19 protein-coding genes are annotated in these 23839 nt (G+C 68.6%); 8 read left to right on the top strand and 11 right to left on the bottom strand.

All coding sequences use genetic code 11. The annotated features are described in order from the left end of the window. Positions 1-92: 92 nt before the first annotated feature. Positions 93-1097 (bottom strand): bile acid:sodium symporter family protein, encoded by a 1005-nt coding sequence (locus BLT71_RS03460; RefSeq protein ID WP_091717602.1) that lies wholly within the window; start codon positions 1095-1097, stop codon positions 93-95. A gap of 163 nt (positions 1098-1260) precedes the next feature. Between BLT71_RS03460 and BLT71_RS03455 the strand changes: the two genes are divergently transcribed. The 6 genes from BLT71_RS03455 (at position 1261) to BLT71_RS03430 (ending at position 9458) form a co-directional block, all read left to right on the top strand. Beyond that, the gene (locus BLT71_RS03455; protein WP_091717600.1) at positions 1261-1953 is read left to right on the top strand and encodes a hypothetical protein; all 693 of its coding nucleotides are present in this window, start codon (positions 1261-1263) and stop codon (positions 1951-1953) included. Beyond that, positions 1950-4295 carry a multicopper oxidase domain-containing protein gene (locus tag BLT71_RS20530; protein WP_091717598.1) on the top strand — a complete coding sequence of 782 codons (2346 nt, stop codon included), beginning with the start codon at positions 1950-1952 and terminating at the stop codon, positions 4293-4295. Before BLT71_RS03455 ends, BLT71_RS20530 begins: the two co-directional genes overlap by 4 nt. A gap of 92 nt (positions 4296-4387) precedes the next feature. After that, positions 4388-5305 (top strand): LysR family transcriptional regulator, encoded by a 918-nt coding sequence (locus tag BLT71_RS03445; protein ID WP_091717596.1) that lies wholly within the window; start codon positions 4388-4390, stop codon positions 5303-5305. A gap of 135 nt (positions 5306-5440) precedes the next feature. Continuing rightward, positions 5441-6538 (top strand): tartrate dehydrogenase, encoded by a 1098-nt coding sequence (locus BLT71_RS03440; RefSeq protein ID WP_091717594.1) that lies wholly within the window; start codon positions 5441-5443, stop codon positions 6536-6538. A 167-nt stretch (positions 6539-6705) separates the two neighbouring features. After that, a complete protein-coding gene (dctA, locus tag BLT71_RS03435; protein ID WP_091717592.1) occupies positions 6706-8232 on the top strand; it encodes a C4-dicarboxylate transporter DctA in 1527 nt (508 codons plus the stop codon). 2 nt (positions 8233-8234) lie between these two features. Continuing rightward, on the top strand, positions 8235-9458 hold the full coding sequence (locus tag BLT71_RS03430; RefSeq protein WP_091717591.1) for a glycerate kinase: 1224 nt from the start codon (positions 8235-8237) through the stop codon (positions 9456-9458). 52 nt (positions 9459-9510) lie between these two features. Here the strand turns inward: BLT71_RS03430 and BLT71_RS03425 are convergent, their stop codons facing one another. From BLT71_RS03425 to BLT71_RS03410, 4 genes are all read right to left on the bottom strand, one after another. After that, on the bottom strand, positions 9511-9891 hold the full coding sequence (locus tag BLT71_RS03425) for a nuclear transport factor 2 family protein (protein WP_091717589.1): 381 nt from the start codon (positions 9889-9891) through the stop codon (positions 9511-9513). 244 nt (positions 9892-10135) lie between these two features. Further along, a complete protein-coding gene (locus tag BLT71_RS03420) occupies positions 10136-11089 on the bottom strand; it encodes an alpha/beta hydrolase (protein WP_091717587.1) in 954 nt (317 codons plus the stop codon). Further along, complete coding sequence (locus BLT71_RS03415; protein ID WP_091717585.1) at positions 11086-12153, bottom strand: alpha/beta hydrolase; 1068 nt, start codon at positions 12151-12153, stop codon at positions 11086-11088. Before BLT71_RS03415 ends, BLT71_RS03420 begins: the two co-directional genes overlap by 4 nt. Beyond that, entirely contained in the window at positions 12150-14915 is a 2766-nt protein-coding gene (locus tag BLT71_RS03410) for an alpha-L-rhamnosidase (protein WP_091717583.1), read from the bottom strand. Before BLT71_RS03410 ends, BLT71_RS03415 begins: the two co-directional genes overlap by 4 nt. Positions 14916-15074: 159 nt before the next feature. Between BLT71_RS03410 and BLT71_RS03405 the strand changes: the two genes are divergently transcribed. After that, positions 15075-15917 (top strand): IclR family transcriptional regulator, encoded by an 843-nt coding sequence (locus tag BLT71_RS03405; protein WP_091717582.1) that lies wholly within the window; start codon positions 15075-15077, stop codon positions 15915-15917. Between the two features lie 4 nt (positions 15918-15921). On the opposite strand, the gene BLT71_RS03400 is transcribed toward BLT71_RS03405, so the two are convergent. From BLT71_RS03400 to BLT71_RS03390, 3 genes are all read right to left on the bottom strand, one after another. Beyond that, positions 15922-17073, bottom strand: a complete 1152-nt coding sequence (locus BLT71_RS03400) for a cation:proton antiporter (protein ID WP_091717580.1) — start codon at positions 17071-17073, stop codon at positions 15922-15924. A 37-nt stretch (positions 17074-17110) separates the two neighbouring features. Further along, positions 17111-17506: a hypothetical protein gene (locus BLT71_RS03395; protein ID WP_091717578.1), complete on the bottom strand. Its 396-nt coding sequence runs from the start codon at positions 17504-17506 to the stop codon at positions 17111-17113. A gap of 132 nt (positions 17507-17638) precedes the next feature. Continuing rightward, the gene (locus BLT71_RS03390; RefSeq protein ID WP_091717577.1) at positions 17639-18562 is read right to left on the bottom strand and encodes a LysR family transcriptional regulator; all 924 of its coding nucleotides are present in this window, start codon (positions 18560-18562) and stop codon (positions 17639-17641) included. A 100-nt stretch (positions 18563-18662) separates the two neighbouring features. Here BLT71_RS03390 and BLT71_RS03385 point away from each other — a divergent pair, with 100 nt between their 5' ends. Beyond that, complete coding sequence (locus tag BLT71_RS03385) at positions 18663-19130, top strand: CBU_0592 family membrane protein (protein WP_091717575.1); 468 nt, start codon at positions 18663-18665, stop codon at positions 19128-19130. Positions 19131-19159: 29 nt separating this feature from the next. Here BLT71_RS03385 and BLT71_RS03380 read toward each other — a convergent pair whose 3' ends face one another. The 3 genes from BLT71_RS03380 to BLT71_RS03370 all read right to left on the bottom strand — a co-directional run bounded on the left by BLT71_RS03380 (position 19160) and on the right by BLT71_RS03370 (position 23615). Continuing rightward, a complete protein-coding gene (locus BLT71_RS03380; protein ID WP_091717573.1) occupies positions 19160-20656 on the bottom strand; it encodes a glycoside hydrolase family 43 protein in 1497 nt (498 codons plus the stop codon). An 86-nt stretch (positions 20657-20742) separates the two neighbouring features. Further along, on the bottom strand, positions 20743-23088 hold the full coding sequence (locus tag BLT71_RS03375; protein WP_091717571.1) for a glycosyl hydrolase family 95 catalytic domain-containing protein: 2346 nt from the start codon (positions 23086-23088) through the stop codon (positions 20743-20745). Positions 23089-23150: 62 nt separating this feature from the next. Then, positions 23151-23615, bottom strand: coding sequence for a phage tail protein (locus BLT71_RS03370; RefSeq protein ID WP_091717569.1), 465 nt, complete (start codon positions 23613-23615; stop codon positions 23151-23153). Positions 23616-23839: the final 224 nt, after the last annotated feature.

Genomic DNA, 23839 nt, shown 5'->3' with positions numbered 1-23839 from the left:
CTGTTCGTTTCTGTCCTGCGGTGTCTATTACCCACCGGCGCAGGAGCTTAACTATGCAGGCAAGTGCCCCGTCGTGCACATTTATTCCCGGGTCACTGCGGTGCCGGGGTGTCCTGGAGGGGGCGGCGGGCCAGCCAAGCTGCCACTATGGCGCCTGAAATATTGTGCCACAGCGAGAAAACGGCGGACGGCAGCGCGGCCAGCGGGCTGAAGTGTGCCGTGGCCAATGTGGCGGCCAGTCCGGAGTTCTGCATGCCGACTTCGAAGGCCAGGGCGCGGCGTGCCTTGTCATCCAGCCGGCCCAGTTTCCCGGCGAGGTAGCCCAGCCCCAGGCCGAACCCGTTGTGCAGGACCACGGCCAGGAACACGATGCCGCCGGCGGCCACGATCTTGCTGGCGCTGCCGGCCACCACGATGGCCACAATGAGGGAAATCACGACGGCGGACGCCCACGGCAGTGCCGGCAGCACCTTGTCCACGAGCTTCTTCAGGAACAGCCGGGCCAGCAGCCCGGCGACCACCGGGAGGAGGACAGTGTTGAGGATGTCCACAACCATGCCGCCGGCATCGATGTTCAGGTAGGAGCCCGCCAGGAACAGCACGAGCAGCGGGGTGACGATGGGAGCGATCAGGGTGGACACTGAGGCCACCGCCACGGAGAGGGCAACATCACCCTTGGCGAGGAAGGCCATGACATTGGACGCGGTGCCGGACGGGGCACAGCCAACCAGGATCAGGCCCACGGCAAGCTCCGGCTCGAGGTTCAGTGCCTGGGCGATGAGCCAGCCGGCACCGGGCATGATCACGTAGTGCGCCACAATGCCGAGCGCCACGGCCCAGGGCCGCTTTGCCACAGCGGCGAAGTCGGGAGGGGTCAGGGTGAGTCCCATGCAGAACATGATGATGCCCAGCAGGTAGGGCACGGCGGTCCCCATGGGCTTGAAGGTCCCGGGAAGCAGGTATCCAGCGATACCTGCGGCCACCACGAGGAGCGGGAAGACCGTCACGGCGACGCGGGCAATCCTGCTTTCCGCTGCCAGTGCCGGATTAAGGGGTGCTCCCTCAGGGGAATTCTGCGGTTTGGTTGCCTCAAGCATCTAACAATGCTGCCACCCGCGGCGATCCCAGGCGAATCCGTGACTTGGCGCGGTAACACCGGCCGCTGGATGCTGAACGGCATCCCAAGTTTTCCCCTAGGGCCCTCCTAGGCGCTCCGCCCACCATGGTTGTTGCCGTAAGAAACCATATTGGGGAGGAACCATGAGCCACACTCCACCGTCCGCTGCTGCCCTGCCCCTGAGCCGGCGGCAGTTCGGACTCGTCGTTGGCGGGGGCGCCCTGCTGCTGCTGGGCGGCGCAACCTACGGCGTTGTCTCGCGCAGCACGCCCGGCGGCGGCAGCGGCCTCGCCACGGCCTTTGGCGCCCTGTCCATCGTCGACGCCGGCCGCCTGGCAAGGCTCGATGCCCAGGGACACCCTGCGGCCAGGCCGCTGGCCTCGGCAATATCCCAAGTCAAGGACGGCTTGCACACTGCAGCCGCCGGACGCCAGGGAATACGGCAGGCCTCGAGCCGGCAACCCAGCAGCGCCGGCCACGACCCCGGCCACGACAGTGACCCCTTGCTGGACTCCGACTGGCCGCAGCCTGGCAACTTCACCTGGGGCGATGTGGTTGTGCTTGAAGTGGCGCTACGCAATGACCAGCCGGAGCCGGTCCTCTTCAGTCCGGGCCAGTTGCGACTCAGGCTGCTGCCGTCAGGCATCACGGTGGCCCCGCAGGACTCCGACCACGGGCCTGGCACCATCGCCGCCGGCGCCACGGAACGGGTCTGGATCAGTTATCTTGCACCGCACGATGCCGTCACTATGCAGATCGAATACTCGGGGCTGGATGACGACGCCTCGCAACTGCTGGCACTGCCGCAACTGACTGTCACGGGGGTCCGGTCATGAGCCCCCTGGAGCTCCACATCAATGAAGGCTTCCTACCCATGGTGGACGGGACCCTTGTTTATCACCGCGGGTTCGGGGACCGCAAGACCACGGTGGCAGACCCCAATCCGAGCCTGGCGGTCGGCCCGCGGGTGTTCCAGCGCGACGGCACCGTGATTGCCAGCAGGACCTATCCGCTTCACGCTCCGGCGCCTGGACTGGGGCGGCCCGCACCTGCGGGCGAGGATCCCCTCAATCCCGGCGAGTACCTGGTCCGGCGCGGGCACTGGGCCAGCTTCTTTCCGGACCGCACGCTGATCGCCGAGACCGGAAGTACCGTCAGCATCCGGGTGACCAACAACCTCGCGCAGGACCATTCACTCCTGTTCCTCAATGCCGGCGGGGGCGGCGGCCACGAGGGCACCGGCGTCATCAGGCCCGGCCAGAGCGGCACCCTGACTTTTCAGGCGCCGGCGGAAGGTACGTACATCTACTGCGATCCGGGTGATGACCCGGCCGATCCCGAAGCCGATCCCGTCCAGCGGATCCTTGGCCTGTTCGGCGCCCTGCTGGTGGTCAACCCTGACTCGCCGTGGCTGCCTGGACCGGGCGGGCACGAGTTTGAGCGCCAATGGCTGTGGATGCTCCACAACGTCGATCCTGTGTGGGCCGGCATTGCGTCCCGCCAGGGAACGGTGGATCCGGACAAAACTCCTGCCTATCCGCGCTATTTCACCCTCAACGGGCGCAGCGGCTTCCAGTCCCTCGCCGCCTCCACCGACGAAGCACTCAACCGGACCCGTGAGGAAGACACCCTGATGTCCGGCTCCGCCCGCCAGGTGGACGTCCGCAACTTCAGCCTGTCGGCGGCGCCGGGCACGGTCCGTACCGGGCAGCTGATGCGCTTCATCAACGCCGGGGTGGTCCACCACCAGCTCCATTTCCACGGCAACCACCTCTGGACGGTCCAGCGGAACGGGACGGCATTCCCGCGCAGCGGCGGCCGTATCGACGCCGACGGCCACATCGAGCTCCAGCAGTGGGAAGACGTCATCGAGATGCATCCCCTGGACCGGAAGGACTCGATGCTGCCGCTGCGCCGGCCGCCGGAAGCGATCGACCAGGTGTGGAACGCGCGGAAGACGGACTGGTTCTACCCGATGCACTGCCACGCCGAACCTTCGCAGGTGGCGCGCGGCGGCATGTACCCCGGCGGGCTGGTGGGCCATTGGACCATCGCGGCTCCGGGGCCCGGGGACGCCACCGGAGGGCACCCGCTGTACCGCAGCCAGGCGGACTTCAGCTCGGACCAGATGCATGAAGGCAGCCCGGCCACGGAGTTCCGCCAGAAGCCTGACGTTGCGCACGAGTTCAAGTTCTTCAACCGCAAGATGAAGTTCGACGACGGCGGCGAATTCGAAATGTGGACGTTCGAGACGGAAAAATCGGGCCGCATCTTTCCGGCACCCCTGGTGCGGCTGACCGAGGGACAGTTGTTCCACGGCACCATTCACCCCAGCAAGCGGGTCCATACCGTCCACTGGCACGGCATGGAACCGGATCCACGGAACGACGGCGTGGGCCACACCTCCTTTGAGGTGTCGGGCTCCTACACGTACCAGTGGCGGCCCGAAAAGGGCTCGCCCGGGAACCCGAACGTGGGTGCGTCCGGGACATACTTCTACCACTGCCACGTCAACACGCCCCTGCACGTGCAGATGGGCATGTTCGGTCCGCTGATCATTGATCCGGCACCGCACCCGGACTACCCGGTGGCTGCGGGCGCGCGGCGGGCGTTCGTGGACGGACCGGAGTACGACACCGCGACGGAAACCATCCTGGTTCCGTATTCGGTGGATCCGCGCTGGCATGAGCTCAACCATGCCGCCGGGCTCTCCGGCGACGATGCCGGCCTGGACAGATTCCAGCCCAAGCACTTCTACCTGCTCGGCGGTGAACTCGCGTCCACAGCCACGAAGGAAGGACCAGCCATCCTCAGCCGCATCCGTGCCCGCATACCCAACGGCAGCGTCAAGCCCACGCTGCTCCGGCTGCTCAACGCCAACTATTTCCCGGTGAATGCGTATTTCACCAACGCGGGCAACGAACGTGTGCCCATGGCCGAGCTGATCTCGCATGACGGCAGGCCGTTCCGCGATACGTCCAGCCCGTCAGGGCCGGCGCGGCCCATTTCGGAGACGGGGCCCCTGCGCACCAGCCTCATCAACTTCGGTGCCGCCGAGCGGTACGACATGCTGCTGCGCCCGCCGGCGCCCGGCAATTACACGCTGACGGTGGACCTGCTGGACTGGATCACGCAGAAGGTGCTCCACACCCGGAAGATCCCCGTCACAGCGGCCTGACGCCACGGGGTCAGCGCTTAGGAAAGCCCCCAATCTATAAAGGCTCATTGATAGGCGTAGGCTATTGGAGCCCTACGCCCAAGGAGCCGCGCATGGACACCCGGAAGCTGAAGTATTTCCTGGCTGTGGTTGACCACGGCGGATTCAACCGCGCTGCGGAACACCTCCTCATTGCCCAGCCGTCGCTGTCCCAGACCATCGCCGGCCTCGAGAAGGAACTGGGAGTGCCGCTGTTCCACCGCATCGGGCGGCGGGCGGTCCTCAGCGATGCAGGCAAGGAGCTGGTGGGCCCGGCGCGGGTGGTGATGCGGGACCTCGACGCCGCACAATCGGCCGTCCAGTCGCTGCGGGGAATCCGGAGCGGCCGGTTGGACATCATCACCATGCCGTCGCCGGGGATCGAGCCGCTGACCTCGATGATCAGCGATTTCACCCTGTCCTACCCGTCGGTGCGCCTCAACGTCTCGGCCGCCTTCACCCCGGAAGAAGTGGTGGAGTCCGTCCGCAGCGGCAGCACGGAAATTGGCCTGGCCGGCTCCCCCACGGCCATCCGCGTTCCCGGCGTCGAGGTCCTGGAACTGGAACGGCAGCCGCTGATCCTGATCGTCAATCCCCATGCGGACGCGTTCGGCAACGTGAAGGCCATCCAGCGGGAGGACCTGGGCGGGCACCGCCTGATCGCCAGCCAGCGCGGCTCGCTGATGCGCGGACTGGTGGACGAGGCACTGGCGTCCGGAATCAACGCCGAAATCGTGGTGGAGGTGGCGCACCGGACCTCCATCCTCCCGCTGGTACTGGCGGGTGTGGGGCACGCGGTGATGCCGTCGTCGTGGGCCCCCACGGCGCACAGAGCGGGGCTGCGCACCCTGCTGATCGAGCCGGCCTCCCAGCTGGAGGTCGCCATCCTCAGCCGGAAGGAAGGCCTCACGCCCGCCGCCCGCGCGTTCCTGAAAGTCGCCGAACAGCATGTGACGGCCAAGCCCGCTGCTGTTGCTGCCGGGGAAACATAGGCGTTGCCTATCTAGCGGATCGATTCTTGGTCTTGGACGCTATGGGACCCTCGCCCGTCTACTTGAAGAGGAAGGAAACAGTGTGATGCCGATAACAGCGCCGCACTGGAACCACTCAACGAGGAGACACAGAAAATGAGCACCACCCAGACTTTCAGCATCGCTTCCATCCCCGCCGACGGCGTGGGCAAAGAGGTCGTTTCAGCCGGCCGCCGGGTCCTGGACGCCCTGGCCGGTAGCTCCAACGGCAAGTTCGCTTTCGACTGGACCGAGTTCCCCTGGGGCTCCGAGTACTACGCCAAGACCGGCCTGATGATGGACCCCAAGGGCCTGGAAGCCCTCAAGGACTTCGACGCCATCTACTTCGGCGCCGTCGGCTGGGAAAACGTCCCGGACCACGTCAGCCTCTGGGGCCTGCGCCTGAACATCACCCAGAACTTCGACCAGTGGGCCAACATCCGCCCGGTGAAGTTCCTCCCCGGGGTGCAGTCCCCGCTGCGCAAGGCCGACACCGTTGAGCTCGACTGGGTGGTGGTCCGTGAGAACAGCGAAGGCGAGTACGCCGGCCTGGGCGGACGCAACCTCAGCGGCCGCGGCCCCGGCAACGAGGTGGCGCTGCAGACCGCGCTGTTCACCGAGAAGGGCTGCGAGCGCATCATGCGCTTCGCTTTCGACCTGGCCCGCACCCGCACCGTGAAGAAGGTGTCCTCGGTGACCAAGTCCAACGCCCAGCAGTACGGCATGGTCCTGTGGGATGAAGTCTTCAACCGCGTGGCACTCGACTACCCGGACGTGCGCACCGAAAGCGTCCTGGTGGACGCGATGAGCGCCAAGTTCATCCTCAAGCCGGAAGACCTGTCCGTGGTGGTGGCGTCCAACCTGAACGCCGACATCCTCTCCGACCTCGGTTCCGCCCTGGCCGGCAGCCTGGGCCTGGCCGCCAGCGCCAACCTGAACCCGGAGCGCCGCTTCCCGTCCATGTTCGAACCGGTCCACGGCTCCGCCCCGGACATCGCCGGCAAGGGCATCAGCAACCCGATTGGTGCGATCGCCAGCGCAGCGCTCATGCTGGACCACTTCGGCCTGCACGAGGAAGCCCGCAAGGTTGAGGCCGCCATCGAAGCAGCCACCGGCAGCGGACACCTGACCCGCGACGTCGGCGGCGACGCCAACACCGAGGACGTCACCGAGGCCATCATCAAGGCCCTGACACTGGCCCAGGCCACCGTCTAGCACCTCCCGCCAGGGTGAGGGTACGACGGCCGCCCGCCAGCCGCCGTCGTACCCCGAAGGCCCCGTCCCAACGCCCGCAAGCTCGCGTCGGGGCCCTCGGGGCGCCGCTTATCCCGCATTCATCCCCCCAGCGTTCTCCAAAGAAATTCCACAATGAGGTAGGAATCATGGACCACATCACAACCGCCGGCGGCCCCGCCGCAGGAAAACAAGCGCCAGCCAAAACCCGCTGGTACAAACAGCTGTACTTCTGGGTACTGACCGCCATCGTCGTCGGCATCCTGGTGGGCTGGCTGGCCCCGTCCGCGGGCATCGCCATGGAACCCATCGGCACCACATTCGTGAACTCGATGAAGATGCTCATCGGCCCCATCGTGTTCCTCACCATCGTGGGAGGCATCGCCAGCGTCGCGGACCTGAAAAAGGTGGGCATGACCGGGCTGAAGGCGCTGACGTACTTCCAGGTCGGCACCATCCTGGCCATGGTGTTCGGACTGGTGGCCATCAACATTTTCCGGCTGGGCGACGGCGTCAATGCAGACGCCGGCAGCATCAAAACCTCGGACTCGGCCGCGAAGCTCATCGACGCCGGCCAGCACCAGGAATGGTGGCAGTTCATCACCCACATCATCCCCAGCAGCATCGCGGGGCCCTTCGTTGAGGGCGACATCCTGCAGATCATCTTCATCGCCGTGGTCTTCGGCATCGCCCTGAACGCCATGGGCAAAGTGGGCGCCCCCGTCCTGGACGGCGTGCAGCGGCTCACCGGCGTGATGTTCAAGATCCTCGGCTTCATCATGAAGGCCGCCCCGCTGGGCGCCTTCGGTGCCATGGCCTACGCCGTGGGCAAGTACGGCGTCTCATCGCTGACCAGCATGGGCGGGCTGATCGCGCTGTTCTACGTCACCTCCATCCTGTTCATCGTGGTGGTCCTCGGCTCAGTCATGGCGTTCCTCAAACTGAACATCTTCACGATGATCCGCCACCTCAAGGAGGAGTACATGCTCATCCTGGGCACCTCCACCGCCGAACCGGCCCTCCCGGGTCTGATGCGCAAGCTCGAGCACGCCGGTGTCAAGAAAGAGACCGTGGGCCTGGTGGTTCCCACCGGCTACAGCTTCAACCTCGACGGCGCGGCCATCTACCTGTCCCTGGCCGCCCTCTACATCGCCCAGGCCACCAACACGGACCTGAGCATCGGCCAGCAGCTCGGCCTGCTCGCTGTCATGCTGCTGACCTCCAAGGGCGCGGCGGGCGTGGCCGGCGGCGGGTTCATCGCCCTCACGGCCACCCTGACCACCATCGGCACCATCCCGGCCGCCGGCATCATGCTGATCTTCGGCATCGACAAGTTCATGTCCGAATGCCGGGCCATCGTGAACTTCACGGGCAACGCCGTGGCCACGCTGTTCATCGCCCGGTGGGACCGCACGCTGGACGTGGACCGCGCCCGCCGCGTCTTCGCCGGTGAAACGGTGGAGCCCCTGGCCGCCACGATGCAAGCGGTACCGGCAGCACCGGCAGCAGAAGTGGTGCCGGCAGCACAGCCAGCCGCAGCATCCGCCGGGGACGCACGGGCCGGCGGTCCGGCACCCGCCGGACCCACCGGCGTCGTCCTTTCCCACAACGAAGCCGCCGCCTCCGCCGGGCACGCGTCCGCTGACCGCCGCCCGGCCTACTCAGAGACTGTCTGACCATGACTGCAGCCACCGCGAAGACCGTACTCATCGCCCCGGACAAGTTCAAGGGAAGCCTCACCGCCGCAGAGGTGGCGGAGGCCCTGGCTGACGGCATCCGCTCCGTGGCAGGTGGGCCCGGAATGTCCGCAGGAATCCGGTGCGAGCTGCTCCCCCTGGCCGACGGCGGCGACGGCAGCGTCGACGCCGCCGTCGCTGCCGGCTTTACCAGGCGCAGCTGCACGGTCTCCGGGCCCACCGGCCGGCCCGTGCAGGCAAGCATCGCGTTCGACGGCGTGACGGCGGTGGTGGAGGTGGCCAACACCTGCGGGCTGGGGCTGCTCCCCCACGGGATACTGGAACCCTTGGATGCCTCCAGCCGCGGCTTCGGCGAGGCCATCCTGATGGCCCTCAGCCTTAATCCGGCCCGGATAGTGCTGGCACTGGGTGGCAGCGCCAGCACCGACGGCGGCATGGGCATGCTGACCGCACTGGGGTTCACGTTCCGTGACAGCCATGGCCTCTTCCTGGCAGGCACGGGCCGGAACCTGCGGGAGATCAGCTCCGTGGACGTCCGGCCGATACCGGAGCTGGCAGGCACGGAGCTCATTGTGGCAAGCGATGTGTCCAACCCGCTGGCTGGGCCGGACGGCGCTCCGGCCGTCTTCGGACCCCAAAAGGGCGCCACGGTTGCTGACATCGCCGCCCTTGACCGGGGCCTTGGAAATCTGGTGGCGGCCCTGGCGCGGGCCGGTACCGGCACCGCTGCGGAGCTGGCCGCCCACCCGGGTGCCGGAAGCGCCGGCGGCATCGGCTTCGCATGCATGCTACTGGGGGCACACCAGGTTTCCGGGGCGGATTTCTTCCTGGACCTGCTGGACTTCGACACACGCCGGGAGCCCTGCGACGTGGTCATCACCGGCGAAGGCAGCATCGACGAACAGACGCTGGCCGGGAAGCTGCCGGCCGCCGTCGCCCGCCGCTCAGGAAACCGCGCGGTCCTCGCCGTGACCGGACGCTCGCTGCTGCCGCGGGAGCGCTGGGCGGACCTGCCGCTGGACCGGGTCTACGCCCTGGCGGACTACACGGAGCTGGATTCGTCCCGCGATCCGGAACTGTCCGCCGCCCTGCTGCGGCGGATCGGCAGGGAAATCGGGCAGGGCATCGGCCAGGACATCGAACCATCCGGCGGCCGGCACCGGGCAGAGAGCACCGTAGAAAGCACAAGCGCCGCCCTCCGCTAAGGCACCGCCCAGGCCCATGGCACGTCCGTAAACCCGGGCGTGCCATGCCGTTTTAGCCGATGTCCACCCACTGCGAGCGCCATTCAGGAGCCGGAAACGCTTCGCTCCAATAGGCCGTTTCCGTGGCGATCCGGCCGTCGCGGAGCTCGAAGATGAACACCGTTTCGTAAACGGGGCCGCCGTAGTCGAGGGATGCCTCGGCCACCACCAGGTTGCCGCCGCTGGTCAGCCGCCGGGGCGTGATGGTGGGCAGCTGCGGGAAAGCGTTGTAGATTCCCCGCCGGTTTTCGGCGCCGCGGACGTACTCGCCGGACTGGGGCCAGTGCATCACCGCGTCCTCATGGAACAGTTCGTCCATGACCTCAATATGCCGGTCGTTGATGCACTGGATCAGCCGGTGCACCACCTTCTCGTTGCTGCCCGTCTCATCCATGGTTTGCCCCGCCCTTTCCCTGCGGACCGTCCACTTTCGCAGTGGATTGTGCGCACATGCTAGGCCTGTCCGGCCGGCAGGGCAACGGCCCGGCGGACGACGGCAGGGCCGCACCTTGAGCGGCCGCGGTTCCTAGGACCCGCCGGCGCCGCAGCCGGTGCCGCCGCCGTATTCCAGCCAGCCCGCCAGGGCGGCGGCGAAGGAGCCACGGATGGCCGGGGTGCTGGTGACAGGCAGGGGCTGGCTACCGCTCCCCCGCGGACCGGAGTTCGCCTGCCATGAAGTCCAGCGCAGCCTGGCCTTCGGGCAGCCCGGCCGTGTGGTTCAGGTGCCCGTGCACGCCGCCCTCGGCGAGGAAGTAGGTCACGGGGACTTTGGCCTGTTCCAGGCTGGCCGCAAAGAGCTCGGCGGAGCCGCGGGCGTCGTCGTACTCGCAGGCAAGAAGGGCCGTTGGCGGGAGCCCTGCAGGGTCCGCGTACCCGGGCATCGCGTAGGACGGCGCCATGCTGACCGGGCCGCCCACGTAGTTCTCCGCTGTCCGGATGCAGTCCTCCAGGGTGAACCGCAGGTGCCGGGGCAGGCCCGCCATGACGTCCTCGTCCAACCCGGCGGCGGGCGGCGGGAGTTCGGCGTGCAGGAAGGGGTAGGCCAGCAGGAGCTTGGCGGGCAGCGGCTTTCCGGCATCGATCAGGTAGAGCGCGGCGCCAACGGCCAGGTTGCCGCCCGCGCCGGCGCCGCCCAGGCACAGCAGCTCCGGGTCCAGCCCCAGCGAGGCGGCGTTCTCGCGGGCCCAGAACCAGCCGGCCAGGGCGTCATCGTGTGGGATGGGGTAGGACACGCCGTCGCGGGCCAGCCGGTAGTCCACGGACAGCACCGGTGTCCCCAAGTCCGCCAGCACGCGGGCCAGGTAGTCCGATTCGGGGATGTCCACGCTGCCGCTGACGAAGCCGCCGCCGTGCAGCCACACCAGGGCCGGAGTGTCCGTCCCGGTGGCTTCGCCGTAGATCCGGATGGCCACGGGACCGTGCCGTCCGTCGGCTGTCACGGTACGGATGGGAACGTCGGGGCCCGGCTGCCGTTCGGCGTCGGGGTTCAGGAACCGGGGGCCTTCCGGCGAGGCAAGGTATTCGGCAAACCCGGCGGCCGGGGCTCCGGGCAGCTGGCTGGCTGATTGCTGGGCTGTTTCGCGTGGCGTCATGGTGTTCCCAGCTTCCGGGAGAAGTAGCCGACGGCGAGGGCCAGGATGGAGTCCATCTGGTCTTCGGCGCCGAAAAAGCAGTGGTCGGCGTCTTTGATGGTGACAACCTCGTGTTCCACGCCGGCCTCCGCGAGCGCGGCCGCCAGCAGGTCGGCCTGGGAATGCGGAACCAATCCGTCGCTGTCGCCGTGGACCAGCAGGAAAGGCGCGGCGCCGGCCGCCACGTAGCTGACGGGGCTGGCCGCTGCCAGCAGGTCCGGGCGGTCCGAGCCGCCCACCAGCATGTATTCCGGCTGCAGCGTCATGCCGGGCGGAACTGCCGCGGTGAGCGCGGGCGGGAACAGGCTCTCCGGGAGCTGCATGGGCGGGATGTCCGCCAGGGAGGACACCCCGTAGAAGTCGACGACGGCGCTGACGCCGGTGGCGTGCCCCTGCGCGCCGAGGCCGCCGTCCAGATCCGGGCGGTTGCCGGTGAGCCCAAGCAGCGCCACAAGGTGCCCGCCGGCGGATTCGCCCCAGGCGCCGAACCTGTCCGGATCAATGTTCAGGGGGGCGGCAAACTCACGGAGGTAGCGCAGCGCGGCCTTCAGGTCGTGGAGCTGGGCCGGGAACGGCGCCTCCAGCGAGTGCCGGTAGTCCGCGGTGGCGCAGGCGATGCCGGCCTCGTTCAAGAGCCTGAAGACCGAATCCGGCGCGAAGGTGGGCGGCAGTTCACGCCGGTCCCCCAGCTGGAAGGCGCCGCCGTGCACCCACAGCACCAACGGCGTCGGGCCGGACGCCCGGCGTGGCAGCCAGATGTCCATCTTGAGGGGGCGGAATCCGATGGCGCGCGCATACGTGACCTCGCGGTGCACGGACGACGCGTCCGAGACGGCCTCCGGTGTACCGGGTGCGTCGTACACGGGGAACGGCGGGACGTCCCTGTTTCCCGGCCGGGAAACGTCAGCGCCGGAAGCGTCAGGGCCGGAAGCGTCAGGGCCGGAGACGTCAGGGCGGGAAACGCCAGGGCCGGAGACGTCAGGGCGGGAAGGGTCAAGTACGTCGGTAGCGTAGTCCACTGTCATAGTGTGCTCCTCATCAGCTCGGGGTGTGCGGTGTCCCCGCCGGTGGCGGCGAGGAAAGTATGGTGTCCGGGTCCCACGACGGCGGCCGGTTTCCCGGGCAGCAGCACCTCAGCAGTGGTGCCGGAGGGGATGTCCGCGGTGAGCGTCAGCACGCCGTCGTCCGTCATTCCGCCCGGCGCCGAAGCATCCTTTGACAGGGTCCAGGCCACAGTGATCTGGCCGTGGGGCCCGTGGTGGGAGGTGGCGGCGGATGTGATGCCGGCGCCGGGGCGCGGTTCAATGATGACCCGGTCCCAGCCGGCACTGCCGGGCACCTGCCGCAGCCCGGCGGTGTAGCGGTGCAGGAACGAGACCACCGCGCCCTTGCTGTAGTGGTTCAGCGACTGGTGCGGCGTGCCGTCAGCATCGATGCCGTCCCACAGTTCCCAGACAGTGGTGGCGCCGCGGTCCACCATGGCCAGCCAGGACGGCTCTGTGTCCTGCATCAGCAGTTCATAGGCGAGGCCCAGGTGGCTGTTGTCGGCCAGGACCGGGAGCAGGTAGGGGGTAGCCAGGAAACCGGTGCCCAGGTGGGTGCCGGCGTCGCGGATCAGTTCCACCAGCTGTGCGGTGACGGTTGGGCGGTGCTCCGGGCTGACCAGTCCGAACGCCAGTGCCCGGACGCAGTTGGCCTGGCTGGCGACGGTGACCCGGCCGGCGGCGTCCACGTATTCCGTGGCCCAGGCGTCCCGGATGGTGTCCGAGAGCTCCGCGAGGCCGGCTGCTTCCTCCACCAACCCGAGCACCCGGGCGATGCGGGCCATCAGGTCCGTGGTGTGCCGGTAGTAGGCGGTGGCCACGATGCCGTTGTCCGCGGTGCGGGCAGCGAAGAGGTCCGGCTCGGGGCCGCCCGGTTCCATCCATTCGCCGAAGTGGAAGCCGGTGTCCCACAGGAACTTCTCGTGGGCGGCCGGGACAGGCGCCTGCGCTGCGCGGGTGGCGTGCCGCTGGGTTTCGGCGGTGGTCCGGACGAAGCCCAGCCACCGCTTCATGGCCGCCCAGTTTTCAGCGAGGATCGAGGCGTCCCCGGTGGCCAGGTAGGCCTCCCAGGGCACCATGACCATCGCGTCGCCCCATCCGGAGGAACCATTGGTGAAGCCCATGAATTCGGCCGAGGTGGCGGCAGGGCCGGGCGACGGCGAGATGTTGGCAATGACGCCGTTGTCCCACTGGTCGGCGCGGACGTCCCGCAGCCATTTGCGGGTGAAGCCGGTGACGTCGTACAGGTACGCGGCTGTGGGGACAAAGAGCTGCCAGTCCCCGGTCCAGCCCGCCTTTTCGCGCTGCGGGCAGTCGGTGGGGACCTCGCAGGAGTTGCCCAGGAAGCTCCACTCCACAATCTCGTGGAGCTTGTTCAGCCGTTCGTCGCTGCAGTGGAACGTGCCGATGCGTTCCAGGTCGCTCCGGACCAGGCAGGCGGTGATGTCCTCCTGGTGAAGGTCCGCGGCGAGGCCCTGGACCGAGGCGTACTGGAACCCGTGCGTGGTGTGCCGGGGCTCGAAGACTTCGCCGGCGGCGCCGGAGGCGGTCACGGTGTCCACCTGCCCGGCGTCCCGGAAAGCCCCGGGCGTGCGGAAGTCATGCGGGCGCAGGTGGTCCCGGGTGACGTCACCGTCCGGACCGAGTGCCTCGCCGTGTTCCAGGGTGACGGTTTCGCCCGCCGCACCAAGTGCAGCCAGGCGGATCCAGCCGTGGATGTTCTGGTCGAAGTCCACCACCTGGTGTCCGTTGGGCAGCCGCGTAATGGACACCGGCGCCAGCTCCGCCGTCACCCGGGTGGGCGGGGCGAGGGGCCCGGTGAGTGCGTCGAAGCTGCCGGAACGCACGACGGCGGCCCGCGGCGGCGCTGGCCGAAGACCTGGTCCGCGCGCAGCTTCCCCGCGGTCGCCTGCCCGGGGTGACTCACCGCCGTCGGCCCTTCGGAAATCAACGTGCTGCCCCGCCATGAGGTCCGCGCTGACGACTTCCGTGGCGGACACCAGCCACGACGCGTCGGTGCCGATGACCTGCCGTCCCGCCCCGGACTCCAGCTCGAGCTGACAAAGGAATGCCGTGTGTGTGCCGTACATGTCGGCGTCGCGCGTGTACCCGAAGGTGCCGCGGTACCAGCCGTCGGTGACGACGGCGCGGAGGGTGTTGCGGCCCGCAGTGAGCAGGGCGGTGACGTCATAGGCCTGGACCTGGAGGGTGGTGTTGTAGCTGGTGGAGCCGGGGGTGAGCTGCTGGTCGCCGACGCGCTGACCGTTGATGAAGAGTTCGTAGATGCCGTGGGCGGTGGCGTAGGCGCGGGCCTTGTCCGGGGCTGCCGGCAGGTCGAAGGTCCTGGTGAGTGCGCAGCCGGGCCGCTCCCCCGGACCCGGAATCGCGGACTCGTCGGCGCCGATCCACTGTGCCGTCCAGTCCGAAGGGTGCAGGAACCCCAGCTCCACGATCATGGGCTGGGACCAGTCGCTGGGCGTTTCCGTGCCGCCGGCGGTGACGTCCCAGGTACGCACCTGCCACTCGAACCGGCTGCGGGAATCCAGGGCCGGTCCGCTGTAGGCGATGCCGCTGGACTCCGCGGACTCGATCCGTCCGGTGTCCCAGCCGTTCGAAGCTGTGATCCGGTACGCGGCCTGCCGGATGGTTCCGGCGGGCGGCGTCCAGCCCAGGCGGGGCTCGCGGACGGCCAGGCCCATGGCTTCGCTCAGGTGTTCGGCCCGGAGCCGGGTGGGGGCGGTCATGCGGCAGGACTCCTGGAGGTGGTGGTGCTGGGACTTCAAGCTTCGTTGGCTGGGCTTTACCCTCACAGGCGGCTTTCAATGGTTGGAATAGTATTGTGGTTCAGCTCACGGTGCCGCCGTGGGCCGTATGCTCTGCCAACGGCGCTAGGAACCACTGCCATGACCCTCACTCCGGACACGGATACCCCCAACGCCGCCGCGCCTGCCCGCGGAAAGCGGCCCAAACAGGGCGAACCCGTCATTGACCGGGCGCTGAGCCTGCTGGCCGTCTTCTCGGACCGCCGCCGGGCGCTGACCCTCTCGGAGCTCGCCCGCCACGCGGACATGCCCGCGCCCACCGCGCTGCGCCTGATTTCCCGGCTGGTGGCCTGGGGTGCGCTGGAGAGGCTCGACGACGGCCGGTACGTCGTGGGGGTCCGCCTCTGGGAGGTGGCATCCCTGTCTCCCCGCGGGCACGGCGTGCGAGAAATCGCGCTGCCTTACCTCGAGGACCTTTTCGAAGTCACGCGCCACCACGTCCTGCTGGCCGTGCGGGACAACGAACAGGCGGTGCTGATCGAACGGCTCTCATCCAAGGACGCCCCCGAGGTGGCGTACCGGGTGGGCGGCCGGGCGCCGCTGCGGTCCACCGCCGTGGGGCTGGTGCTGCTGGCGGGAGCGGACCAGCAGTTCCAGGAAGCCATCATGGCCAAACCGCCGGAGAAGGAACCGGGTGTGGCGGAGATGCCCGAGGGGCAGCTGCGGCGGACCCTCTCCGACGTTCGCCGCACCGGAATCGCCATGATCCGGCGCAGCCACCCATCAATGACCGTGTCCGTGGCCTCGCCGATCTTCGATGCGCAGAATTCGGTGGTGGCGGCCCTGTCCATCGTGGTTCCGGACGGCTCCACGCCACCGAACGTGCTGGCGCCGGCGGTCCGCGCCGCCGCCCGCGCCGTCTCCAGGAACCTGGGGCACCAGGCAACGGTCAGCGCTGACGTGCGGACGCACTCGCGGGGGTAGCCGCCTAGCCCGCCGTGGCGGGGGCGTTCCGTGCAAACGAGCGGGCCGCCCGGGAACCTGCGGCGGCGCTGGCACCGATGGTGATCAGGGCGCCCAGGATCAACGCCGAGGCTTCGCCCGGCTCCAGCAGGTTCAGCTGGGTGCCGATGGCGGCGGCAGCAACCGGCACGCCCAGCTGGGACGCCGAGAGCACCGCGAGTGGCAGCGGCTGGCCGAGCAGGCGCAGGCTGCCGTGGACCAGCAGGGTTCCTGCTCCGAGGCAGAGCCCGAGGAGCACCATGCCGGGGGTGCCTGCGAGGGCCCGCAGGTCCAGCGATGCGCCCAGCCAGACGAAGAACACGGGCCCGAGGAAACCGTCGCTCACGGCGAAGAGCTGATGCGCCAGCCGCCGGGGTTCACCCACGGCCGCCACCACCAGCCCGAAGGAGAATCCGGCCAGCATCACGGACACATGCCCTGCCACCGCAAGCCCGGAGAGGGCGAAGAGCAGGGCCAGCTGGATCCGGAGTTCAAGGGCGAACTTCCGGTCCTCGGACACGTCGTGCACCCGCCCGCGGGTGCCGCTGAGCTCCAGCCAGCGGAGCACGAAGAACAACGCCACCGAACAGGCCGCGACGGCGGCCGCCCCCACCGCCGCCCGCGCAGCGTTGGGCGGGTCCACGGCGAGCGGCAGCGCTACGATGCAGGCGATGTCCGCCACGGCAACCTGCGCCGTGGTGGTGAGGACCTTTGGACCGGCCAGCCGCAGGGAATCAATGATCGGCAGGACCAGCGCCGCCGAGGACGAGGCAAGCAGGACGATGTAGAGCGGGGCGTGGCCGGTGCCGAAGGCGAACGCAATGCCGGTTCCGACGGCGGCCGCGAGCGCCGCGGCGATGGCTGCGCGGAGCGCCCCGCCGGCCAGGGCGGGGCGGATGGCCCGGTCCCGCGCCGGCACGTGCGTTCCGGCCACGAACATGATGAGCGCGAACCCCACCTCCGCCACGAATGTGAAGGTCGGGTCTGAGGAATCCACAAGGCCCAGGCCGGTGCGCCCAATGGCGATGCCGGCCAGCAGCTGCCCCAGCACCATGGGCAGGTGCCACTTCCGTGGGAACGCCAGCAAGGGTCCGAGGAGCGCGACGGCGGCGATCAGCGAGAGCTGGAAGAACGACACGGCCCTCCTTCGGCCTGGGCGGTTGGTGTTGCGGTGGTTACCGGGGTGCGTCGGCCAGTTTGAGCGGAATGTCGGTATTTTCATCCGTCAGGTAGCTCGCGCACACCCGGTGGTAGCCGTCAGCGATCTGGGCCGGGATGCCTTTGGCGAGGTCGCCGCGGACCATCAGGATGGGCGAAAGCTTCCTGCCGTCCCTGACCTTCTTCAGGTCCGATGCCACATGGGCATTGTCCGCGGGCAGCAAGGCCAGCCTGGCGGCGCGGAGAATGTCCTTCGCCTTCCGGTGCTGGATCGGGGCGGCCTGGAGCGAGGCGACGATGGCGGCAGCGACGTCGTCGGGCGCCAGCAGGGAAAGGTAGTCCGCGGCAGCGGGATAGTCCTTCGCCTCAGGTTCGAGCAGCCACAGGACGCCATCCTTGCCGCTGTCACTCATATGCGGGTCCTTTCCTGCCGGGGTGCCGGCTCGCAGCGTCCGTGGCCCGTGGGATTCGCCAGCGGCGCGGATGGTGCGCTCACAGTATCCACGCCGGTGCAGGCGGTCAACGGCATAGGGACTGTGGGCCGGTCAGGAAGCAGACCGGGTGTCGAACGCTGCCGCTGATTCACGCAGCAGCCGGGCAACGGTATCCAGCGGGGTGCTGGCCGGCCGGCGCCCCGCGAAGCGCCGCAGGACGATGCGCCGGGTTCCCAGGCCGGGGACGTCCAGGACTTCCACTCCGTCCTGGACCACGCCGGCGAGGGCCAGGGTGGGGACGATGGCCACCCCTTCGCCCGCGGCGACAAGCGCCAGTGCCGTCAGGGTTTCCTGGTACTGGTGCACCGTTTCGATGTGGGCGCCCGTCGAGTGGCGAAGCCGTCCGATCACGGCGGCGTTGGCTGCTGATTGCTCGACGCCCAGCCACGGAAGCGGGAGCCGGCCAAGGTCCACGTTTTCGGTGGTCAGCAGCGCCCCGGTGGGGACAACCAGTTTCCATGGTTCGTCCAGGAGCGGCTCCTCGATCATCCCGGCCGCGAGTGTCCGCTGCTCCGCTGTGGTCGAGTCCAGCTCCACCACCACGGCATCGAGCTGGCGTTGCCGGAGCAGCCGCATCAGGGCGGGATAGTCGTCCTCCACGATCCGGATCTGCAGCTGGGGGAACTGGTTCCGCCACTCGGGGAGCCGCGGAATCACTACTGTCCGCACGAAGCTGGTGAACCCGCCGATGCGCACCACCCCTTCGATGGTGGCGCCGCTTTCCATCCGTGCGCGCGCCACGGTGAGGGCGCGTTCGATCTCTTCGCCCGCTTCAGCCATGGCCAGGCCGGCGGGCGTCAGCACCGATCCCTTCGGCGTCCGCAGTACCAGCGCCTGCCCCGTTTCGTGCTCCAGTTTGCTCAGTTGCTGGGACACGGCGGAGGGCGTGATCCGCAGCTCATCGGCCGCCGCGAGGACACCGCCCGTGCGGGCCACGGCCAGCAGCACCAGCAGGCGGCGCGGGTCGAGATTCATGTTAAGCCGTTCTAAACCTGGTCTTCAGAAGAATGCAATTGAACTACACCTCTTCCGGCCCCCACAATTGCCGTTAGGTAACGATTTCAGAGAGGACACCATGGAACTGCTGTGGGAAATTGCCGGTTGGGCCGGCGCCGTCGCCATCCTCAGTGCATACCTGACCGTCTCCATGGGGTGGCTGAAGGCCGGCAAGGCTTTCCAGACCGCGAACCTCGTGGGCGCGTCCGCATTCATCATCAACGGCGCCTTCCACGGTGCGTGGCCTTCCGTGGCCACAAACGTTGCCTGGTGCCTCATTTCCGCCGTGGCGCTTCTTCGCATGCGCGCCGCCGGCGGCTCTGCCAGCAATGACGCTCCCGCGGTGCAACTGCCCGGCGTCCCGGACGCCACCGGCCAGCTCGCCGTCATCGAGCCGCGCGTCAGCGGACCGTACCCCATTGAGGCGCGAGCGGTCGAAGCCTATGCAGCGGAGACCTATGCCGCTCAGCCCTACGTCGCTGAGCCTTACGCGGCATGCACGGCATCCGCCGTCGCACCCACACGGCAGGGCGCCGTCGCCGTCTAGCGGTGGCCATCGGGCACCGTGCTGATCAGTCAGTCTTCGCCGCGGTAGGACACCCGGCGGACCAGGACCTCACCGTCAACGGCGTAAACGCCGAACGCCCTCCCGGTGAAGGCCTTGGCGGTTTCGAAGGTCCAGTGCCGCCCGTCGAGCTCGGCCAACAGCACCTCCGGGCTCCCGCCAGGCCCGGCGGCGCGGACGGTCAGGCGGATCCTGTCGCCACCCACGGCGCCGGCGCTGAAGTCCGACGGCGGCGGGCTGGCCACGATGGCCAGTTCCACGTCGCCGGACGGAACCGTCGCCTCCCACGTCCGGTCAAAGCCGGCGACGACGGCACGCGCGGTGATCCTGACGCCGTCGCAGTCCTTACTCTGCCCCTGGCTGGCTTCGATGCCGAACCAGTTGTCCTCGGCGTTCCGCACGGCCACGCCCCCACTGCCCGTGGCGACGCTCAGCACCGCCCGGAATTCCATGCCGAGGTGGCGCTGGCGCTGGGCGAGGAAGCAGGGCCGGGGCGAACCCATGGTGCTCCCGTCGCCGGCGATCAGGAGGCCCTTGGACGTCGGCGCCGTGAATTCGGCGGGCATCCTGCGGACCCCGATCCAGGCGGGGTGGTCCGGGCCTGCACCGTGGGTGAAGTCGTACTCCGCCTGTTCCGGCCGCGTCCCGCCCACGACGGGAAGCTGCGCGTGGGGCCACCCGTCTTTCCACTCCACCCCGGTGAGGAAGGCTTCCCTGCCCAGGGGTGAAAACGCCTGGGTGAGGCCCACCGGACGCACGCCCAGCAGGACCATGGCCGTGCCGCCGTCGGGAAGCTCCACCAGGTCTGCATGCCCGGTGTTCTGGACCGGGGATCCAGTGCCTGCAGCGGTGAGGACGGGGTTGTGCGGCGCGGGCTCGAAAGGTCCGTCCGGGCGGCGTGACCGTGCCACGGTGACGGCGTGGCCCCTGTCCGTCCCGCCCTCCGCAGCGACCAGGTACCACCAGTCGCCGCGGTGGTAGAGGTGCGGCCCTTCCGGCGCATAGAGTCCGCTGCCGGACCACAGCGCGCGGGGCTGCTCAAGCGCTTCTCCAGTTGCGAGATCCACCCGCACCTGCTGGATGGCGTCCGGGTGGCGGGCGAAGGTGACATAAGCGGTGCCGTTCTCATCCCACGCGAGGTCCGGGTCGATGCCGTCCACCGCCCCAATGGCTGTGCCGTCGCTCCAGGGGCCGGCGGGGTCGGTGGCCGTGAACACCACGCAGCCCCGGCCGCCGAGGAAGATCGACACGATCAGGTAGAAGACACCGTCACGGTAGCGGAGGGTGGGCGCCCAGACTCCTCCGGGGGTGGGGACGTTGGCGAGCCGGACCTGCTCCTCGCGGGTGGCCACGTGCCCCACCAGCTCCCAGTCCTTGAGGTCCTTGCTGTGATAGATCGGCAGGCCCGGCAGGTATTCAAAGGAGGACGTGGCCAGGTAGTAGCCGTTCGGGGTGCTGACGATGCTGGGGTCAGGGTTGAATCCGGACAGGATGGGGTTGGTCTGCATCCAGCCATCCTGCCGCCTGCAGCCACGTCAGGGCCGGGCCGGTTTCACCCTTTGGAAGGCATTCTGCCCGGCAGGCTGCGCGTCCTTTACAGGAAGCTGTCCTCGCTGAGCTCGAAATCCTCGCCCCCTGCCAGTTCAACGCTGACGCGTCTCCCGTCCCACACGACGTCCCGCCGCACGGCCTCGGGCGAACGGAGCACCGCGCTCCCTAGGACCCCGCCGGACCACCGAAGGTCCACCCCGATGCCGCCCACAGCGCGCAGCCCCCTGACCGATCCCTCGCCCCATGCGGCCGGCAGTGCCGGGAGGAGCCGGATGGCGGCGGCGTCCGACTGCACCAGCATCTCCGCGATTCCAGCCGTGGTCCCAAAGTTGGCGTCGATCTGAAAGGGCGGGTGCGCGGTGAACAGGTTGGGGTAGACCCCGCCGCGTTCGGTCAGCCCGTCCCCGGCAACGCGCAAGGCGAGGTGCAGGCTCTCCTCCGCTTTGCCGGCGACGCCCAGGTGGGCCCACAGGCCGAGGCGCCAGGCCATGGCCCAGCCCGTCGACTCCGGGCCCCGGAGTTCCAGCGTCCGTACTGCCGCGGCGGCCAGTTCCGGGGTAGCCTCCAGGCTCCATTCCTGCAGCGGGAACAGCCCCGCCAGGTGCGAGGTGTGCCGGTGTTCCGGCTCGTGTTCGGTGGCCGGGAAGGACCATTCGAGGACTTCACCGCGGCCGCCGATGGCTGGCTGCGGAAGCGCCGCCACCTTCCGGGTGAGGTCATCGAGCCAAGGCACGGGGGCACCGAGCACTGCCGCCACCTGCCGCGCCGAGGCGCACAGTGCACTGAGCAGGGAAACGTCCATGGTGGCGGACCTGCCCACCGCCGCGGGGCCGCCGTCGTCCGCGACAAAGCGGTTTTCGGGAGAGGTCGACGGCGACGTGTGGGTTCCGCTGTCAGCTTCGCCGATGATCCAGTCCAGTGCGAAGAGGGCCGCGCCTTCGAGGGCGGGCCACGACGCTTGGAGGCGGGCGAGGTCCCCCGTATAGGAGTAGTGCCGCCACACGGAGTCCGCCAGCCATGTTCCGCCCATCGCCCAACTGGCCCACATCGCGTTGCCCTTGCCTGCTCCCACCGCGAACGGGTGGCCCCAGGGGTCGGTGTTGTGGTGGGCCGCCCAGCCGCGGGCACCGTACAGGCCCGCCGCCGCGGTCCCGGTGCGGGCGAGGGTGTCCACCAGCCGGAGCAGCGTTTCGTGGCATTCCGCGAGGTTGGTTGTCAGGGCCGGCCAGTAGTTCATCTGGGTGTTGATGTTGATGGTGTAGTTGCTGCTCCAGGGCGGTTGCAGCTGCTCGTTCCAGATGCCCTGGAGGTTGGCCGGGAACCCGCCCGCCCGCGAGGAGGCGATCAGCAGGTACCGGCCGTAGTGGAACAGCAGTGCCATCAGGGCAGAGTCGGACCTATCCGTTTCAAAGGCGTGGATGCGCTCATCGGTCGGTTTCCCTGCGGCGGCCGTCGAGCCGCCGCCGAGCTCGAGGGATACGCGGCTGTAGAGCCCGGCGTGGTCGGCGAGGTGGCGCTCCATGGCCGGCTCGAAGGATTCTTCTTCCAGTACCCCCGCGATCCGTGCGCTGAGGAGCCGTGCCAGCGCATCGGCGTCGTCCGCGGTGTTGGCGTGGCGGGCATAAGGGTGGTTGAGCACGGTGCCCGTCGCCACGACGATCCGGACAAAAGTGGCGCCCCGGATGCCCAGGACCCCGTGGGCAAAGCCGGCTTCGCCGTCCGTGACAATGCCGGCGTGGACCGCACCGGCCCGGGAATCCGGGCCATAAACGACCGGTTCGGCAGTCTGTTCATGGGACGGCGCGACGTCAGCGGGAAGCACCACGCCCAGCCGGAGCTCCGTTCCCCAGTCCTGCGTGACGGCGTCCATGCCCCGTGCGGCGATTTTGTCCGGCGAGATCCCGATCCGCAGGTCAGCGGGAGCACCAAACGCGATGTCGTGCACAATGACGGCGTCGGGGTGGGAAGCGAACGTCCGGTGACGTGCCTCGGAACCGTCCAGGAGGTAGCGGTGCCCGGCGATGCCTGTCCGGAGATCGAGCCACCGGGCGGGGCCATCTGCCGGAGCGGCGGTGCCGGCGGCTTCGACGGACACGACGGCGAACGGAAGGTACGCCTGTGAATGCGTGCTTTGGAAGGCCATCAGCAGGTCTTCCGCCCGCCGGACGTCACCGGCGTCGATGGCCTCGCGGACGGCCTGGAGCCGGGCCGTCCCGTCGGCCGGGTCGAGCAGCGGCGCAGACCTGTCCGTGGGGCCGGACCAGGCCGAGCCCTCGTTGAGCTGGACGCGCTCGCCGCCGGCCAGGCCGCGCAGCGTGGCACCGGTTAGGCCGTTGCCCACCGGCAGTGACTCGACGAACTGTTCCGCGGGAGCGCGGTACCAGAGCACGTGGCCGGGATCGGCGCGGGACAGTTCGATGGCCGGCGGTTGCCCCGCGGCGGCCGGGCGGCTCAGTACTGTCCCTTAATCACGAAGTAGGAGCCGCGGATGGTGCCCGCGAGCTTGGATTTCTGGCGCGCAAACTTGAAGCTGGACGCCAGTTCCTCCGGCACCTCCATGCCGTCGGACAGCTTGAATCCAACCGCCCGCTTGGCGCCCTCCTCGATGCCGTACATGACGTTGATGGCCAGCCCGGACTCGTAGAACACGTACGCCATCCGCAGCCCGTCCACCTCGAAAGAAGACACTTCAAGCGGCTTCGAGGCAATCACCAGGTCCCGCTCCTCGGCGAGGATGTTGTGGATGTAGGCGAGCGTCTCCGGATCGTCTTGGGCGGCGGTGACGGTGAAGTCATGGTCGTACTTGTTCTTGTAATAGCGTGCCTCGTTGGCGCGCAGCCCGGCCAGGGCGTCCACCACCGGCGATGATTCCAGGCCAACGGTGGAGACGTTCTTGAAGTCCACGGTGTACGGCATGAGTCCTCCTGGGTTTTGTCCTGTGGCACATCGTTGCAGATCAGGGGCTGCCGCGCACTCACAGCTCCGGTTTGCGGGCAACCACGGTGTGGGTGCAGGGGACGAGGTCCCGCTCGGCTTCCGGCCACGCGTAGCCGTCCGGTTTTCCCAGTTGTCCCTGTTGGTGGCGCGTGCGGTCTCCCAGTCGACCGCGATGGGCTGTCGCTCATTCCGGCAGCCTACAT

This window comes from Pseudarthrobacter equi (assembly GCF_900105535.1).
Taxonomy (GTDB): Bacteria; Actinomycetota; Actinomycetes; order Actinomycetales; family Micrococcaceae; genus Arthrobacter; species Arthrobacter equi.
Note: the sequence above shows the minus strand (reverse complement) of the source record. Positions and strands in the feature narration are given on the sequence as shown.

Coding starts and splice junctions, on each gene's coding strand:
- BLT71_RS03460 (WP_091717602.1), bottom strand. CDS start 1,097: ATGCTTGAGGCAACCAAACCGCAGAATTCCCCTGAGGGAGCACCCCTT.
- BLT71_RS03455 (WP_091717600.1), top strand. CDS start 1,261: ATGAGCCACACTCCACCGTCCGCTGCTGCCCTGCCCCTGAGCCGGCGG.
- BLT71_RS20530 (WP_091717598.1), top strand. CDS start 1,950: ATGAGCCCCCTGGAGCTCCACATCAATGAAGGCTTCCTACCCATGGTG.
- BLT71_RS03445 (WP_091717596.1), top strand. CDS start 4,388: ATGGACACCCGGAAGCTGAAGTATTTCCTGGCTGTGGTTGACCACGGC.
- BLT71_RS03440 (WP_091717594.1), top strand. CDS start 5,441: ATGAGCACCACCCAGACTTTCAGCATCGCTTCCATCCCCGCCGACGGC.
- dctA (WP_091717592.1), top strand. CDS start 6,706: ATGGACCACATCACAACCGCCGGCGGCCCCGCCGCAGGAAAACAAGCG.
- BLT71_RS03430 (WP_091717591.1), top strand. CDS start 8,235: ATGACTGCAGCCACCGCGAAGACCGTACTCATCGCCCCGGACAAGTTC.
- BLT71_RS03425 (WP_091717589.1), bottom strand. CDS start 9,891: ATGGATGAGACGGGCAGCAACGAGAAGGTGGTGCACCGGCTGATCCAG.
- BLT71_RS03420 (WP_091717587.1), bottom strand. CDS start 11,089: ATGACGCCACGCGAAACAGCCCAGCAATCAGCCAGCCAGCTGCCCGGA.
- BLT71_RS03415 (WP_091717585.1), bottom strand. CDS start 12,153: ATGACAGTGGACTACGCTACCGACGTACTTGACCCTTCCCGCCCTGAC.
- BLT71_RS03410 (WP_091717583.1), bottom strand. CDS start 14,915: ATGACCGCCCCCACCCGGCTCCGGGCCGAACACCTGAGCGAAGCCATG.
- BLT71_RS03405 (WP_091717582.1), top strand. CDS start 15,075: ATGACCCTCACTCCGGACACGGATACCCCCAACGCCGCCGCGCCTGCC.
- BLT71_RS03395 (WP_091717578.1), bottom strand. CDS start 17,506: ATGAGTGACAGCGGCAAGGATGGCGTCCTGTGGCTGCTCGAACCTGAG.
- BLT71_RS03390 (WP_091717577.1), bottom strand. CDS start 18,562: ATGAATCTCGACCCGCGCCGCCTGCTGGTGCTGCTGGCCGTGGCCCGC.
- BLT71_RS03385 (WP_091717575.1), top strand. CDS start 18,663: ATGGAACTGCTGTGGGAAATTGCCGGTTGGGCCGGCGCCGTCGCCATC.
- BLT71_RS03380 (WP_091717573.1), bottom strand. CDS start 20,656: ATGCAGACCAACCCCATCCTGTCCGGATTCAACCCTGACCCCAGCATC.
- BLT71_RS03370 (WP_091717569.1), bottom strand. CDS start 23,615: ATGCCGTACACCGTGGACTTCAAGAACGTCTCCACCGTTGGCCTGGAA.